Source organism: Crossiella sp. CA198 (assembly GCF_052078295.1).
Classification (GTDB): Bacteria; Actinomycetota; Actinomycetes; order Mycobacteriales; family Pseudonocardiaceae; genus Crossiella.
The window spans coordinates 1-14948 of sequence record NZ_JBQJIM010000022.1 but is presented as its reverse complement, the minus strand read 5'-3'; the positions used below and the strand labels follow the sequence as shown (position 1 = coordinate 14948).

16 protein-coding genes are annotated in these 14948 nt (G+C 72.1%); 8 read left to right on the top strand and 8 right to left on the bottom strand.

The features are described 5' to 3' along the window. Positions 1 to 32 precede the first annotated feature (32 nt). Entirely contained in the window at positions 33 to 434 is a 402-nt protein-coding gene (locus ACTOWY_RS31935; RefSeq protein ID WP_441313322.1) for a hypothetical protein, read from the bottom strand. A gap of 4 nt (positions 435 to 438) precedes the next feature. Next, positions 439 to 1521 (bottom strand): magnesium/cobalt transporter CorA, encoded by a 1083-nt coding sequence (corA, locus tag ACTOWY_RS31930; RefSeq protein WP_441313321.1) that lies wholly within the window; start codon positions 1519 to 1521, stop codon positions 439 to 441. Positions 1522 to 1818: 297 nt separating this feature from the next. On the opposite strand from corA, the gene ACTOWY_RS31925 reads away from it, so the two are divergent. After that, complete coding sequence (locus ACTOWY_RS31925) at positions 1819 to 2322, top strand: MaoC family dehydratase (RefSeq protein ID WP_441313320.1); 504 nt, start codon at positions 1819 to 1821, stop codon at positions 2320 to 2322. Between the two features lie 5 nt (positions 2323 to 2327). Next, complete coding sequence (locus ACTOWY_RS31920; RefSeq protein WP_441313319.1) at positions 2328 to 3419, top strand: DUF2332 family protein; 1092 nt, start codon at positions 2328 to 2330, stop codon at positions 3417 to 3419. On the opposite strand, the gene ACTOWY_RS31915 is transcribed toward ACTOWY_RS31920, so the two are convergent. Further along, positions 3416 to 3865, bottom strand: coding sequence for an NUDIX domain-containing protein (locus ACTOWY_RS31915; RefSeq protein WP_441313318.1), 450 nt, complete (start codon positions 3863 to 3865; stop codon positions 3416 to 3418). The two genes, ACTOWY_RS31920 and ACTOWY_RS31915, sit on opposite strands and share 4 nt — an antisense overlap. Positions 3866 to 4005: 140 nt before the next feature. Here ACTOWY_RS31915 and ACTOWY_RS31910 point away from each other — a divergent pair, with 140 nt between their 5' ends. The 5 genes from ACTOWY_RS31910 to ACTOWY_RS31890 are packed head-to-tail and all read left to right on the top strand — an operon-like array spanning position 4006 to position 6817. After that, the gene (locus ACTOWY_RS31910; RefSeq protein ID WP_185000007.1) at positions 4006 to 4167 is read left to right on the top strand and encodes a hypothetical protein; all 162 of its coding nucleotides are present in this window, start codon (positions 4006 to 4008) and stop codon (positions 4165 to 4167) included. Between the two features lie 19 nt (positions 4168 to 4186). After that, positions 4187 to 4747, top strand: coding sequence for a PH domain-containing protein (locus tag ACTOWY_RS31905; RefSeq protein WP_185000006.1), 561 nt, complete (start codon positions 4187 to 4189; stop codon positions 4745 to 4747). A gap of 19 nt (positions 4748 to 4766) precedes the next feature. After that, positions 4767 to 5624 carry a PHP domain-containing protein gene (locus tag ACTOWY_RS31900; RefSeq protein WP_441313317.1) on the top strand — a complete coding sequence of 286 codons (858 nt, stop codon included), beginning with the start codon at positions 4767 to 4769 and terminating at the stop codon, positions 5622 to 5624. A 51-nt stretch (positions 5625 to 5675) separates the two neighbouring features. After that, positions 5676 to 6512 (top strand): RecB family exonuclease, encoded by an 837-nt coding sequence (locus ACTOWY_RS31895; protein WP_441313316.1) that lies wholly within the window; start codon positions 5676 to 5678, stop codon positions 6510 to 6512. Continuing rightward, positions 6509 to 6817 (top strand): hypothetical protein, encoded by a 309-nt coding sequence (locus ACTOWY_RS31890; protein ID WP_441313315.1) that lies wholly within the window; start codon positions 6509 to 6511, stop codon positions 6815 to 6817. Before ACTOWY_RS31895 ends, ACTOWY_RS31890 begins: the two co-directional genes overlap by 4 nt. Here the strand turns inward: ACTOWY_RS31890 and ACTOWY_RS31885 are convergent. Continuing rightward, positions 6814 to 7644, bottom strand: coding sequence for an NAD-dependent epimerase/dehydratase family protein (locus ACTOWY_RS31885; protein ID WP_441313314.1), 831 nt, complete (start codon positions 7642 to 7644; stop codon positions 6814 to 6816). The genes ACTOWY_RS31890 and ACTOWY_RS31885 overlap by 4 nt on opposite strands. 232 nt (positions 7645 to 7876) lie before the next feature. Between ACTOWY_RS31885 and ACTOWY_RS31880 the strand changes: the two genes are divergently transcribed. Then, positions 7877 to 10672, top strand: a complete 2796-nt coding sequence (locus ACTOWY_RS31880) for an ATP-binding protein (protein ID WP_441313313.1) — start codon at positions 7877 to 7879, stop codon at positions 10670 to 10672. Here ACTOWY_RS31880 and ACTOWY_RS31875 read toward each other — a convergent pair. The 4 genes from ACTOWY_RS31875 to ACTOWY_RS31860 all read right to left on the bottom strand — a co-directional run bounded on the left by ACTOWY_RS31875 (position 10669) and on the right by ACTOWY_RS31860 (position 14770). After that, positions 10669 to 11055, bottom strand: coding sequence for a DUF3037 domain-containing protein (locus tag ACTOWY_RS31875; protein ID WP_441313312.1), 387 nt, complete (start codon positions 11053 to 11055; stop codon positions 10669 to 10671). The two genes, ACTOWY_RS31880 and ACTOWY_RS31875, sit on opposite strands and share 4 nt — an antisense overlap. Beyond that, positions 11052 to 11900 (bottom strand): HipA family kinase, encoded by an 849-nt coding sequence (locus ACTOWY_RS31870; protein WP_441313311.1) that lies wholly within the window; start codon positions 11898 to 11900, stop codon positions 11052 to 11054. Before ACTOWY_RS31870 ends, ACTOWY_RS31875 begins: the two co-directional genes overlap by 4 nt. A 201-nt stretch (positions 11901 to 12101) precedes the next feature. After that, positions 12102 to 12983: an alpha/beta fold hydrolase gene (locus tag ACTOWY_RS31865; protein WP_441313457.1), complete on the bottom strand. Its 882-nt coding sequence runs from the start codon at positions 12981 to 12983 to the stop codon at positions 12102 to 12104. Between the two features lie 50 nt (positions 12984 to 13033). Next, positions 13034 to 14770, bottom strand: a complete 1737-nt coding sequence (locus ACTOWY_RS31860; RefSeq protein WP_441313310.1) for an Rv3212 family protein — start codon at positions 14768 to 14770, stop codon at positions 13034 to 13036. Positions 14771 to 14948 lie beyond the last annotated feature (178 nt).

Sequence of the window (14948 nt, the reverse complement as noted above, 5' to 3'; positions counted from 1 at the left end):
CCTGTCACACAGCCCGCCGGATCACCCCAGGATCAGGGCAGCGACACCGGCGTCATCGTCCAGCGCCCGTCCAGGTGCACCGTCGGCACGTGCAGCGTGCCCCGGGAGCCCTCCGGCCGCTGGTAGCTGATCGTCAGCTGCACCCGCCCCCTGATCAGCTCGGAGCGGGCGGAGATATCGGTGATCCCGGCCTCGGCGAAGCCGGCCACGGTGGCCTGGGCGGCTTCGTCGGCGCCGGACTTCAGCGAGACAAGGTCGGCCAGCTCGGCCGAGTCGGCGGCCCGCAGGGCCTCGGTGACCCGGCCGGCCAGCTCCTCGACCGTCTGGGTGCCGCGCTCGGGGCGGTTGGAGATCATCAGGATGATCGCGGCGATCCACACGATGCCGAAGAGCACGATCCAGGTGCGCAGGCTGCGCACGGCTTTGATGATCATGTCGTCACAGCCACTGGTTGCGGCGGAAGATGCGGTACAGGACGGTGCAGGCGACCAGGACCACGCTGAGCACGATCGGGTAGCCGTAGGTCCACTTCAACTCCGGCATCACGTCGAAGTTCATCCCGTAGATACCGGCGATCATGGTCGGCACCGAGATGATCGCGACCCAGGCGCTGATCTTGCGCATGTCGTTGTTCTGCCGCATGGTGATCTTGGCCAGCACCGCGTCGATCAGCGTGGTCAGCATCTCGTCGAAGGTGACGATCCGGTCGTGCACGGTGGTGAGGTGGTCGTCGACGTCCCGGAAGAAGGTGCGCACCTCATCCGGCACCAGCGGGATGTAGCCCTCGGCCAGCCGCCGCAGCGGGGTGGCCAGCGGGCCCACCGCCCGGCGCAGCTCCATGACCTCGCGCTTCATCAGGTAGATCTGTTCCGGGTCCACCGCGCTGCGCGGGTCGAAGACCTCCACCTCCAGGGTGTCGATGTCGTCCTCGACCGCGCTGGTGACCTCCAGGTAGGTGTCCACCACGTGGTCGGCGATGGCGTAGAGCACCGCCGCCGGGCCGAGCATCAGCTTGGCCGGATCCTGCTCCAGCTCGGCGCGCAGCCCGGCCAGCGCCTGGTGCTTGCCGTGCCGGACGGTGATCACGAAGTGGCGGCCGACGAAGACCATCACCTCGCCGGTCTCCACGATCTCATTCGCCGTGGTCGGCGACTCGTGCGCGACGTAGCGCACCGTCTTGAGCACCATGAACAGGCTGTCGTCGTAGCGCTCCAGCTTCGGCCGCTGATGCGCGTGCACCGCGTCCTCCACGGCCAGCTCGTGCAGCCCGAAGGTCTCCGCGATGCTCTGGATCTGCTGCTCGTCCGGCTCGTGCAGGCCGATCCAGACGAAGCCGGTGCCGCGCTTGCGGACCTCCTCCACCGCGCCGGTGTGGGTCCAGCGGCCGGGCAACCGCTTGCCGTCTACGTAGACACCGCAGTCCACCACATAAGCGGAAAGCGGCACGGGAATCTGCTGCGGCATGGCACTTCCGTTACGGGGGACACGGCCGCGCAGGCCGAGCGTGGGCAGAACGGACATGGAAGGCTCCAGTCGAACGCGACGCGAACACGGGTGTGCGGCCGGAACCTGGCTGGGGTTCCGGCACGAGAGCGCGTCCCGACCGGTCGATGGGCCCTACCTCGTTGTAACAGGCCCACCGGTGAGGACGCGGTCGGTACTGGGAGGGTTGCTGTCCGTACTCATCGCATCTCACCTCCTTGGGGCCGTGGCCGGAACGGTGGATTCGCTCACAGACCGGTTGTCGAGACTACCCGTACCAAGGCAAGACTGTCCTCCCCGGTCTTGCTGGATCGGACACCACCCTTGGGAGGCAGCGTGCAGTTCGGGCGGTACTTCGAGGAGTTCGAGGTCGGCGCGGTCTACAAGCACTGGCCGGGAAAGACGGTCACCGAGTACGACGACCACCTGTTCTGCCTGATCACCATGAACCACCACCCGCTGCACCTGGACGCGCACTACGCGGGGGAGACCACCGACTTCGGCAAGAACGTGGTGGTCGGCAACTACGTCTACTCGCTGCTGCTGGGCATGTCGGTGGCCGATGTCTCCGGCAAGGCCATCGCCAACCTGGAGGTCGAGTCGCTGCGGCACATCAAGCCGACCTTCCACGGTGACACCATCTACGGCGAGACCGAGGTGCTGGACAAGACCGAGTCCAAGTCCAAGGACGACCGGGGAGTGGTCTACGTGGAGACCAAGGGGTACAAGCAGGACGGCACCGTGGTGTGCGTGTTCCGGCGCAAGGTGATGGTGCCCAAGCGCAGTTACGGCGAAGCCCGCGGCGGCGAGCAGCCCGGCCGCCCCGAGCCGAAGGTCTGAGCCCGATGAGCGCACCGGCCGCCGAGCGGCTGCGCGAGTTCGCGGCGGCGCAGTCCGCCGCCTCCCCGCTGTATGAATGCCTGGCCGCGGGCGCCGCCGAGGACGCAGGGGTGACCGCCCTGGTGGGCGAGTCCTCGCCGGAGTTGTTCCTGGCCGCGGCCCAGCGGGTGCTCTTCCGCGAGCCCTGGCACGCCCTGACCCGCTACTACCCGGCGCTGGGCGGGGCCGACGGTCCGGACGGCGAGCTGTGGCCGCTGTTCCGCTCCTTCGTGCTCGAACGCGCCGACTCGATCCGCCCGCTGCTGGCCGAGCGCTCGGTGCGGGAGGAGCTGGTCCGCCCGGCCGCGCTGCTCTACCCGGGCCTGGCCGTGGTGGCCAAGGAGGCTGGCAAGACCCCGATCGGCCTGGTCGAGGCCGGGGCGGGGGCCGGGTTCCGGCTGGTCTTGGACCGCTACGGCTTCCGCTACTCGGTCGAGGGCGGCGGACCGGACATCAGCCGCGGCAAGAAAACGGCCCGGCTGGTGCTGGACTGCCAGGTCATCGACCGGGCGGGCAAACCGGCCGAGGCCTTCGGCAAGCAGGCCAAACTCCCCGTGATCGCCGAGCGGGTGGGCCTGGACGCGGACCCGGTGGACGTGGCCGACGAGGACGAGCTGACCTGGCTGGAGGCCTGTGTCCGGCCCGATCAGCCCCGGCGGCTGCGGCTGCTCCGGCTGGCCGCGGACGAGGTCTTGGCGGCCAAGCCACCCCTGCTCCGTGCCGACCCGGTCACCGGACTGGCGGACGCCGCGGCCCGGATTCCGGCGGAAAACCCCCTGGTGGTCACCAGTTGCGGCCTGCTCGACGGTCGTTCCGGGGACTTCGCGACGGCCTGGGTCGACGCGCTGCGCACGCTGGCGAGTCACCGTCCACTGTGGTGGGTCAGCCAGGAGAGTTACCCGGCCTTCCCGGCCGAACTTCGCGCGGAGGCGACTCACCTGGCCGAGGCTGACCGGGTGCTGAGCGTGATCAACTGGGTCGACGGCACGGTCCGGGTGCGCAGACTGGCTACCGCCGATCGGCTGACCCACGGACTCACCTGGCTCGGTCCGAACTAGCCGGGCGAGGTCCCGGCCCTGGCGCCGGCGGGGAGCGCTCCCCACTCGGCGAGCGCCTCCGCCAAACCGGGCGAAAGGGACCCTGCGCTGTGCAGTGCGTCGAAGATCACACCGTCGATCCAGGCCACCGCCGAAGCGTCGTCACCAGCCCGGATAAGCCCGGCGTTCGCCCGTACGGCGTAGTCGTGGATCACATAAACGCCGGTCGGTGACGGCCGCTCCACCGAACCGATCCAGTACTCGATCGCCCCGGTCAGCCCGGTCTCCTCGGACAACTCCCTGATCACAGCCCTGTGATCATCTTCTCCAGGCTCCACCCGGCCCCCGGGGATGGACCAGGAACCGGCCGAGGGCGGCTGGCCTCGACGGATCAACAGAATGCGTCCGATCGGGTCGAAGACGACTGCGCCGACACAGCGGACGCGCTGGTCCTGGGCCTCCGGCATGACCACGGAGAGTAGTTCACCTGGGAAGGCCACGTGATCCGCTGCCCCAAGTGCGGTACAAATCTGCCATAGCGCGGCGGAGTGCGGTACAACGGTTCCGCAGGCGCCAACAAGGCCGTTAGCGGACGGGGTTGGTTTACATGAACTTGAAGAAGATCCTGATCTTCGCAGGTGTTGCTCTGGTTCTCTTCTTGCTCGTTACACAGCCAACGCAGGCAGCGGACGGCGTCACCGGCATCCTCGGCACGCTTCGTGGCGCGGCAGAGTCGATCATCACCTTCGTCCGGTCGCTGTTCAACTAGCGGCCGGGGGTAGCCACACGTGTTCTCGCCTCGTGACTCAGACGAGTACCTGCTCGACACCGAGCGACGCGTCATCCGCGTGCGCCGGCACTGGGCCAGTCTGCTCTGGGACATCTTCGAGGCGATGGCGCTGCTCGCCGGAGCAGTGATGATCTCCTACCTGCTGCCACCGGATGCCTGGATCATCCAGAACCTCCTGTGGTACGCGGCGCTGGTCATCCTGCTCCGGTTCGCCTACATCGTCATCGACTGGTGGGTCGAACGACTGGTCATCACGGACAAGCGCTTCATGATCACCAGTGGTGTGTTCACCACCAAGGTGGCCATGATGCCGGTGACCAAGGTGACCGACCTGACCTTCGAGCGGACCATGACCGGGCGGATGCTCGGTTACGGCACGATCGTGGTCGAGTCGGCCGGTCAGATCCAGGCGCTCAACAAGATCGAGTACCTGCCGAAGCCGGAGCAGATCAACGACGCCATCTCCGAGCTGGTGTTCGGTGACAAGAAGGCCCAGGCCGAGCGCTTCACCATGATGAAGGCCAAGAAGCAAACAGCCGGTAAGAAGATCATCGGCTGAATGGTTCACACTCGTGGGTGTGCTCATCGACCTGCACGCCCACACGACCGCGTCCGACGGGACCGACACCCCGGCCGAGCTGATGGCCGCGGCGTCGGCCGCCGGACTGCACGCGGTGGCCATCACCGATCACGACACGACGGCAGGCTGGGCCGAGGCTGAGCAGTCTCGCCCGGCCGGCCTTCGCGTGGTCAGGGGCGCGGAGCTGTCCTGCATCGCGCCGGACGGCCGCGGCGGCCGGGTGACCGTGCACCTGCTGGCCTACCTGTTCGACCCGGACGCGCCCGCGATCGTGGCCGAGCAGACCCGGCTGCGTGCCGAGCGCCGCACCCGGCTGCGGCTGATCGCCGAGCGGATGGCCGCCGACGGGGTGCCGGTGGACCCGGACGCGATGTTCGCCGGGCTGGCCCCTGACGCCTCGGTCGGCCGCCCGCACCTGGCCAGGGTGCTGGTCAAGGCCGGGCTGGTGCACACCGTGGACGAGGCGTTCGCGAAGTACCTGCGCGATGGCGGGGCCTACTACCTGCCGCGCACCGACACCCCGGTGCGGCGCGCGGTGGAGATGATCGCCGAGGCGGGCGGGGTGACCGTGTTCGCGCACCCCTTCGCCCGCCGGCGCGGTCCGGTGGTCGAGGCCGAGGTGATCCGGGACCTGGTCCGGCACGGGCTGACCGGGGTGGAGGTCGACCACCCCGACCACGAGCCCGCCGACCGGGACGAGCTGCGCGCGCTGGCCCAGGCGGAGAACCTGGTGATCACCGGGTCCAGTGACTATCACGGCACCAACAAGACCGTCCGGCTGGCGGCCGAGACCACCGCGCCGGAGCAGCTGGAGGCGCTGGTGGCCAAGGCGAGCGCGGTGCCGGTACTCGGCTGAGTGTGACCGCCGACGCGGAGAGTGTCGGTGGAGGTGCGTACCGTGGGCGTCGTGGGTCAGCTTGGACTGGAACTGGAAGGCATGCCGCGCAAGCTGGTGCGGGTGACGCCGGCGAAGCTGGCCACCTGGACCGGGTGCCCGCGGCGGTACCGGATGAGCTATCTGGACCGCCCGGCGCTGCCGCGTGGCGGGGCCTGGGCGCACAACACGCTGGGCGCGGTGGTGCACAACGCGCTGCGGGCCTTTTTCGACCTGCCGGTGGCCCGGCGCACCCCGGAACAGGCCGAGGCGCTGGTGGTCCGGCACTGGAAGGGCGACGGGTTCCAGGACGGTGAGCAGGCCGGGATCTACCGGGAGCGGGCCCGTGGCTGGGTGCACGAGTACGTGGCCAACGCGGATGTGAGCATCGAGCCGGTCGGGCTGGAGCGCTGGGTGTCCGCGCCGACCGGGCGGATCGTGGCCGAGGGCCGGGTGGACCGGATCGACGAGCGGGACGGCGAGCTGGTCATCGTCGACTACAAGACCGGCAGGCACGCGCTGACCACCGATGACGCCAGGGGCTCGCAGGCGCTGGCGCTCTACGCGCTGGCCGCGGCCCGGACGTTGCGGCGGCCCTGCCACCAGGTCGAACTGCACCACCTGCCGACGGGTCAGGTGCTGTCCTGGGAGCACAGCGACGAATCGCTGGCCCGCCAGGTCCGCCGGGCCGAGGAGGCCGCCGACGAGCTGGCCACGGCCGGTGAGGAGCTGGCCGCCGGTGGCGACCGGGAGGCGTTGTTCCCGCCGGTGACCGGACGGCACTGCACCTGGTGCGATTTCCGCAGGCACTGCCCGGAAGGCCGGGCGGCCGCACCGGAGCTTGAGCCGTGGGCGATGCTGGCCCCATGACCGGAGCATTGGAGGAGACGCCGCGCCGGGTCCGGCTGGGAGCGGTGCTGCGCGGCCTGAGCGGGTCGGTGGCGGCCGCGGTGATGCTGCTGGCGGTGCTGGTGATCGGCGCGCAGATCTTCGCCGCCACCGAGTCCTGGGCCGGTCCGGGCTGGATCGCGGTGATCGGGCACGTGGTGGCCGCGGTGCTGGCGGTGCTGTTGCAGTTCTTCGCCGACCGGCGGACCGGGGCCGGTGCCTGGGCCGCCGGGATCGGCGTGTTCGTGGTGGCGGGAGCGGCGTTGTGGCTGTGGTGGTGGAGTTAGACCGCGCAGGCCAGGTCGTCGCGTAGCTCGGCCAGCCCCTGACCTCGGGTGCGCACCGGTTCGTAGCCGAGCTGGACGCGGGCCTTGCTGATGTCCAGGGTGCCTTCCAGGCCCGCGCGCCACAGCGTCAGGTAGTCCAGCGGCGGTGGGCCGGGCAGGCGCAGTGCCTGCCAGGCGGTCTCGCTGAGCGCGGTCAGGGCGTGCGCCCGGCCGTAGCCGATGGTCCTGGTCGGGGCGGTCAGGCCGTCGGCGGCGAGCAGGTCGGCGATGAAGTGCCGGTAGGCCACCGGATCGTGGTCGGTGACGAAGTAGCTCTCGCCTGGACGGCCACGCCGGGCGGCCAGCAGCAGCGCGTGCACCGCGTTGGCCACGTGCGTGGTGTCGGTCAGCTGGGAACCGCCGCCGATCCAGCGGAACCGGTCCGCGCGCACCGCCGCGCGCAGCCGGGGCGTGCGTGGATCGCCCGCGCCCCACAGCAATCGCGGCCGGATCAGCACCGTGTCCAGGCCGGTGGCCAGCAACGTCGTTTCGGCGCGGGCGGTGGCGGCGGCCAGGGGTGAGGGCGACCGCGGCTGGCGCGGGGTCAGTTCGGTGGCGTTGACCAAGGGCCGGCCGTACTGGACCGCGGCGTCCGAACTGAGGCAGACCAGACGGCGTGGCGCGCAGGCCAGGATCCGGCGCAGGATGGCCGGGCTGAGCCGGGCGGTGAGGAAGAGGATCTCGATCCCGCGGGCCGCCGGGCTGAGCACGGTGTGGCCCCTGGCCGTCAGTTCGGTGCGCAGGCGGGCGCCGATAAACCCCGCGCCCCCGATCACCGCCACTCGCACCGGCACGTCCTTTCCGCCGCCTCCATCCAGGCACCGGCGACCGGCCAGGGCAACCGTGGGGTTTGCCGGTGGCACAACGGGTTTCGCCGGGACGGCAGGCGGCCGCGCCTACCTGCGGCGGCGGTCTATCCCTTCGGTAAGTCCTTCGGTTGGGGTGGTGACTCGAAAAACGAATGTGATCGGCCTCACCGGCGGCGGCTCACTAGCATCGGCACAAAGCCGAGGGGAGCGCATGCCGGAACGGACCGTGCTGGAACGGGGGGCCGAACTCGCCGTGCTCGAGAACCTGGTGCGCCGGGTGCGGGACGGGGGCTCGGCGCTGGTCGTGCTCGACGGCCCGGCCGGGATCGGCAAGACCACGCTGCTGCGCTCGGTGCGGGCGCGGGCCGAGGCAGCCGGGCTGCCGGTGGTGACCGGGGTGGGCAGCGAGCTGGAGCGGCAGTTCGGCTTCGGCGTGGTGCGCCAGCTGATCGAACCGCGGCTGGCCGCGGCCGGGGCGGCCCGCCGGGAGCAGTGGTTCACCGGCCCGGCCCGATTCGCTCGGCCGGTGCTGGAGGAGGCGCCCGGTCCGGTGGACGCGGTGCCCGCGGACGCGTTCGGCGCGGCCCTGCACGGGCTGTACTGGCTGCTGGCCGGATTCGCCGACCACGGGCCGTTCCTGGTCCTGGTCGACGATGTGCACTGGGCCGACCTGTCCTCGCTGCGCTGGCTGGCCTACCTGGCCCGGCGGCTGGACGGGCTGCCGGTGGGCCTGCTGCTCGCGGTGCGCGCGGGCGAGACGCCCGCTGATCCGCGGGCGGTGGAGGAGATCCTGGCCAGTCCACTGTGTCAGGTGCTGCGGCCGGAGCCGTTGACCGCGACGGCCGCCGGGGACCTGGCCAGGGTCGAGCTGGGCGGGCCGGTGGCGGCCGAGTTCGCGGCGGCCTGTGTGGACTCCACCGGCGGGAATCCGTTGCTGCTGACCGAATTGCTCCGCGGCTTGCGCGCGCACCGGGTCACCGGGGCGGCCGAGGAGACCGGGCTGGTGCCGGAGTTCGGGGTGGCCGCGATCGCCACCGGGGTGCTCGGGCGGCTGCGCCGGTGCCCGCCGGAGACCGGCCAGGTGGCCGACGCGGTCGCGGTGCTCGGGCCCGCGGCCACCCTCGCCCAGGTCGAGCGGCTGACCGGGCTGGGCGGGCCGCAGGTGCGGGCCTGCGTGCGGCGGTTGGTCGCGTTGGGACTGTTCGTGGTGGACGGTCCGAAGTTCGTGCATCCCATGGTGCGCGAGGTGGTCTACCGGGATCTGCCGACCGGGGCGCGCTCGGCGCTGCACGAGCGGGTGGCCGGGCTGATGCAGGCCCGCGCGGCCGGATTCGAGCGGGCCGGGCCGGACCAGGTGGCCACCCACCTGCTGCCGGTGGCGCCCGCGGGCGTGGCCTGGCGGGTGACCGCGTTGCGCGCGGCCGCCGCGGTGGCCAGGACCAGGGGCGCGCCGGAGACCAGTGCCGCCTACCTGGCCCGGGCGATCGAGGAGGGCCCGGAGGTCGAGCCGGAGCTGTACGCCGAGCTGGGACGGGCGCAGCTGCACTTCGACGGACTGGCCGCGGTGCGCACCCTGGGTATCGCGCACGAACGCGCCGACGCCGCCGCCCGCCCGGCGCTGACCGTGGACCTGGCCAGGGCACTGCTCACCGTCGGCCGCGGCGCCGAGGGCCTGTCCCTGATCACCGCGGCGGTGACCGCGGCCGAGGGCAGCACCACGCACGGCTACCTGCAGAGCGAGCTGTACTTCCTGGGCTGGCAGCACAGCGGCACCGCGCCGATGATCACCCGGCGGCTGGCCAAGGTGGACGGGACGGACGAGTCCGGCCTGCTGGGCCTGCGTTCCTGCCACGAGGTCTTCCGGCTCGGCTCGCCAGTGCTGGCCCTGGCCCAGGCCCGGCGGGCGCTGGCCGGTCCGGCGCTCTACACCGAGCACTGGGGCCCGCACATGTCCGCGGTGATGACCCTGATCCGCTGCGACGACCTGGACCGGGCCGCCGCGGTGACCAGCGAGGCGGTCACGCACGCCCGGCGGCAGGGCTCCTTCCTGCGCTACGCCCTGTCCACCTGCCTGCGCGTGCAGGTCCGGCTCCGTCAGGGCAGGCTCGACCTGGCGCTGGCCGACGCCGAGGAGTCCATCGGCGACCGCGATCCCGGCTGGCAGCCCCTGGCCGCGCACCGCTACGCGCACTACCTGGACGTGCTGCTCGCCCTGGACCGCACCGACGACGCCCTGGAACTGCTCTACCGGATGGAACTGGACGGCGAACTCCCGGAACTCTGGCACTTCAACCAGGTCCTGGACGTCCGCGGCCGGTTGCGCCTGGCCATGGGCGACCTGGACGGCGCGCTGGCCGACTTCACCGAATGCGGCCGCAGGCTGGCTTCCTGGGACGTGCGCAACCCGGCGGTGATCCCCTGGCGCGGCTACCAGGCCCTCGCCCTGCACACCGCAGGCCGCCGGACCGAGGCGCTGGCCGTGCTCGAACCCGAGCTGGCCGCGGCCAGGGAGTGGGGGCTGCCGTGGACGCTGGGCACGGTGCTGCGGATCGCCGGGACGGTCACCGGCGGCCGGGCCGGGGAGGCCCTGCTGGCCGAGGCGCTCGCCGTGGTCGAGCAGGCCGAGGTGGGCCTGGTGCACGCGGAGGTGCTCACCGAGCTGGGGTTGCTGCGGCACCGGCTGGGCGCGGAGCAGTCGGCGCGGGAGACGTTGCGCCGGGCGCTGGCCGTGGCCGAGCAGTGCGGCGCGATCGCGACGGGTCGCCGGGCCAGGGCCGGTTTGCGGGCGGCCGGTGGACGGCAGCGGCGGGCCGAGCACACCGGGCCGGCGGCGCTGACCGGCACCGAACGGCGGGTGGCGGCGCTGGCCGCGGACGGCCGGTCCAATCCGCAGATCGCGGCCGAACTGACCGTGGGCGTGCGCACGGTGGAGATGCACCTGACGAATGCCTACCGCAAGCTCGGCGTGTCCGGCCGGACCGAACTGACCGCGGCACTGGGTGGCTAGGGCAGCACCAGCAGGCGCAGCAGGCGTTCGGTCTCCGCGGCCGGATCGGTGGTCAGGCCGGTGTGCACCGGGCCGGGCTGGATCACCGTGCTCTTCGGCGCGGTCAGCCAGCGGAACCGCTGCCCGAGGCTCTGTCCCGCCGCCGGGCCGACCGCCGGGTCCGAGCAGGTCCCGGCCACCGAGTGCAGCACCGAGGTGATCGCCGCCGGATCCGCGGTGGGATCCAGCGCGCGCAGCCGGTCCGGGTCCAGGTGCACCCGGGAGCCCAGGTAGTCCAGGCGGTGGCAGTAGACCAGCACGCCCGCGTTGATGGACTCACCGCGTTCGACCCGCGGGATCACCCGCAGCACGGCGTACTCGAACGGGTAGCGCTGCTCGGTCATCGCACGTCCCCCGGCAGGTGCTTGAGCCACTCCGGGCGGTTGCGGCCCCGTTCCGGGACCACCCGGTCGTTTCCCCGGTTCACCGCGGTCTCCACCAAGCCGGGCAGCCAGGCTTCGCGGGCGGCGAGGCGGGCGCTGAGCTGGGTGACGTAGGCCCGGCGCAGTTCGTCGGGGCTGTCGAACCCGGGTTCGTCGGCGAGCCAGTCGTCCGGGACCTTGGCCAGCACCCCGGTGAGCAACTCCGTGGTGACCAGCGGGGCCAGCGCCGCGTCGGCGGCCGGGACATCCGGGCCGAACTCGATCAGCAGGTGGTCGGCGGCGTTGTACGGGCGGGCCGCCGAGGCCGCCGCGCCCGGCCAGTTGTGGTGGAAGATCAGTGTCGCGCCGTGGTCGATCAGCTGCGGTTTTCCGTGCCAGTACAGCATGTTCGGGTTTTTCCAGGACCGGTCCACGTTGCCGGTCAGCGCGTCGAACCACAGCACCCGCCCGGCGAAGTCCGGCTCGGCGGTGAACGCGCCAGGGTCGAAGTCCAGTGCGCCCGGCAGGAAGTCCATGCCCAGGTTCAGCCCGTGGCTGGCCTTGAGCAGGTCCTGGACCTCCTCATCCGGCTCACTCGGCGCCATCGCCCGGTCCACCTGCGCGGTCACCAGCTCCGGCACCGGCAACCCCAGCGCCCGCGCCAGCTCGCCGACGATCACCTCGGCGACCAGCGTCTTGCGGCCCTGGCCCGCGCCCCGGAACTTCACCACGTAGGTGCCCAGGTCATCGGCCTCCATCAGGCCGGGCAGCGAACCACCCTCGCGCAGTGGGATGACGTAACGAGTCGCGGTGACGTGGCGGAGCACGGTCGCAGCCTACGGCTCACTTCACGGCTCGCGAAAAGGCGTGGCGCGCAGCGACACGGCGAGCCCTTAACTAGCGGCGGGGTACCGATTTTTCGCGTTGCCTTGTCGTGTGCCCGACGCATCCGAAGCTTGCTTCGCGTGCGGCGGGTACACGACGAGGCGACTTAGGAGCGAAAAATCCAGCGTGCGGAGCACGCCAATTCAACACAGCCAGGCCCGCCAGGTCGGGAGCAGGGTGGCCAGCAGGACCTCGGGGTTCTCCGTGTTGGCTGAATGCGCGGCGTCGGCGACCACGGCGAAATCGGCGTCCAGCCGGTCGGCCATGTCCCGCTGGGTGGCCACCGACCAGGCGTCGTCGTGCTCGCCGCAGACCACCAGCGCCGGGGTGCCGCCGGTGCGCAATGCCGCGGCCAGCCTGCCCACCAGGTCCGGTTCGCGGCGCAGGCCCTCGGCCATGCCGAGCAGACCGGCCGCGCTGGACTCCAGGAACCGGACCCGGAACAGCTCCTTGAGCGACTCGGGGGTGTTCTCCCAGTTCGCCGAGGCGGCGTCGCGGGCCTCGCGGAGTTGCTGGGCGGCGGGCACCCCGCCTGTCCGCAGCAGTGGCTCGCCGGCCTCCAGCGAGCGGCGGCGTTCGCCCTCGGGCAGCTCGTTCGGGCCGGAGGACAGCAGCGTCAGCCCGTCCACCCGCACGCCGGAGAGCACCGCGCCCCTGGCCACCAGGCCGCCGAAGGAATGGCCGAGCAGCAGCACCTTGCGGCCACCGGCGGCGAGCTGGGTGAGCAGTTTGGCGATCACCCCGCCCAGCGCGGCCGGCAGGTACGCGTGCGGGTCGTCCGGGCCCGGCGATTCGTACTGGCCGGGCAGGTCGATGGCGTAGGCGGTGAAACCCGCCGCCGCCAACGGGTCCAGCAACGGCGCGAAGTCCTCTTTGGACCCGGTGTAGCCGGGCAGCAGCACCGCGATCGCACCCCGGTCGGCCTCGGCCGCCGGGATCGCGTGCAGGGCGGCGATCGGCCCGTAGTCGCCCGCCAGGTCGACGCGACGGGCCCGGTGCGGGCTGAGCTGGGAGTAGGGCGGCACGCTCACGTGCTGAGTCTGCCTCACCGAAGCCCGGAAATCGCGAAACCTGCTCAGCGCAGCGCCACCAGCGTGCCGCCGCGCTGTTCCACCAGCACCGGCCCGGCACTGGCCAGCGTGACCAGCCCGCGGTAGCCCTCCCGGTTCAGCGGCAACCGGCCCAGCAGCGCGCCGGTGTTCGGGTCCGCCACGGACAGTCCGGCCGGGGTGGGCACCATCAGCCTGCCCGCGTACAGCGTGCCGGGGCCGAGCGTGTTCTCCATCGTCCACAGTGGAGTCATGGTCGACGAAGCCAGCGCGATCGTCCGCGAGCCGGTCCACCAGTAGACGACGGTCGGCACCGTGGCGGCCGGTTCCCCGCTCGGGCAGGTGGTGTTCGCGGCGAAGGTCAGCGGGGTGGCCGTGCCGTCCGAGCAGCGCGCGCTCAACGCGGTCGTCGTCGGCGCCACGCCACCGTCCGGATCACCCTGGAGGTCGCTCGCGGGCAGGTTCAGCGGCACCTCGGAGACTGGCGCGCCGTTGCCGTCGTAGATGGCCAGCCGCGCCGGGTCGGGCAGCGCCGCGGCCACCCGGTCCGGCCCGAGCGCGATCACCCGGGCGCCCGCGCCGCTGAGCACCACACTCATCGAGGCCTCGGGCTTGTCGAAGTCCTTGGGGTTGGGCTTGAACACGGTGAGCCGGTCACCCGGGTCGTCCGGGCAGCGCTCGATCACGCCGACCCGGTTGGGCGTCACCGCCACCGAGCCGTACGCGCACCCGGTCCGCAGCTGCTTTCCCGGCTGCACCATGGCCCTGACCTGGCCGTACTCCTGGGTCTTGACCAGATCCGAGCGCCAGCCCTCCAGGTACTTCTTGCCGGTGGCGGTCAGGTGCACCCCGTCCACGAGCAGCCGGGTGCCTGCCTCGGCATCCCCGTTGCGCTGCGCCCCGCGCTTGCCGGTGGCCGGATCCAGCGCGGTGACCTCACTGCAGGTGTCCCCGCGCTGGAAGACGGCCAGGATCTGGCCGAAGGCCGGGGCCACCGTGCACAGCGGCAGATCGCGCTGATACCGCCAGCGCTCCTGGCCACTGAGCGGATCGCGGCCGACCACGGCCCCGTTGTCCGCGGTGACCACGACCTGGCTGGTGGTGACGGCGTTCTGGGTCGCGGTGCTGGGCGAGCGCCAGACCTCGGCCAGCGTGGGCGGCAGCGCGGTGGGGCCGTCCAGCATGGGCAGCGGCGGGTTGCTGGTCTGGGAGACGGTGGCGCGGGCGTCGCTGAAGGTCCAGACGAGCAGGCCGGCGACGAGCAGGGTGACGGTGATGACGGCGGTGGCGATCAGGTCCCAGCGGGTGACGAAGGAGCGGGGCGAGACCGGGGGCGGGGGTTCGGCCTCGCCGGGGGTGGTCGCGGGCTCGGCGAGCAGGGCGCCGGGGAGCAGGGGAGCGGCCAGCAGCGGCTCGGGCTCGGCCGGGACGGCCTCGGCGGACGCAGACTCGGCCGGGAGGGCAGCGGGTTCGGCGAGGGCCTCGGTCGCGGGCTCGCCCGGCTCGGCCTTCGCTGCCGGGGCCTCGGGCTCGGCCACGGCAGTCGGTGGCTCGGCGGGGGTGTCGCCCGGGATCGCGGCGGCCACGGGCTCAGCCGGGGTTGCGGCGGGTTCGGCCGGGACGGCGGGGGCCTCGGCGGCGGGCTCGCCCGGCCCGGCGCTCGGCTGCTCGGTGTCGGCCGGGGTGCCGGGCTGTTCCGGCTGGGCCTGGGCGGCGTCGCTGGCGGCGGGGTCCTCGGGCGCGGCGTTCTGCTCGGGCGGCACGGGGACCACCGTAGTCCCCTCGGCGGCCCGGGTACGCGGAACGGCCCTCCCCGTTGGCGGGTTCACGTGGTCGTTGCAACACCTCGATCTGAGGGGTTGCAACGACCATGTCGTTTTCGGAGGACCTTCACCAGCACCGTGACACGCTGCTGAGGATGATCGACGCTGGCGTGCCAGT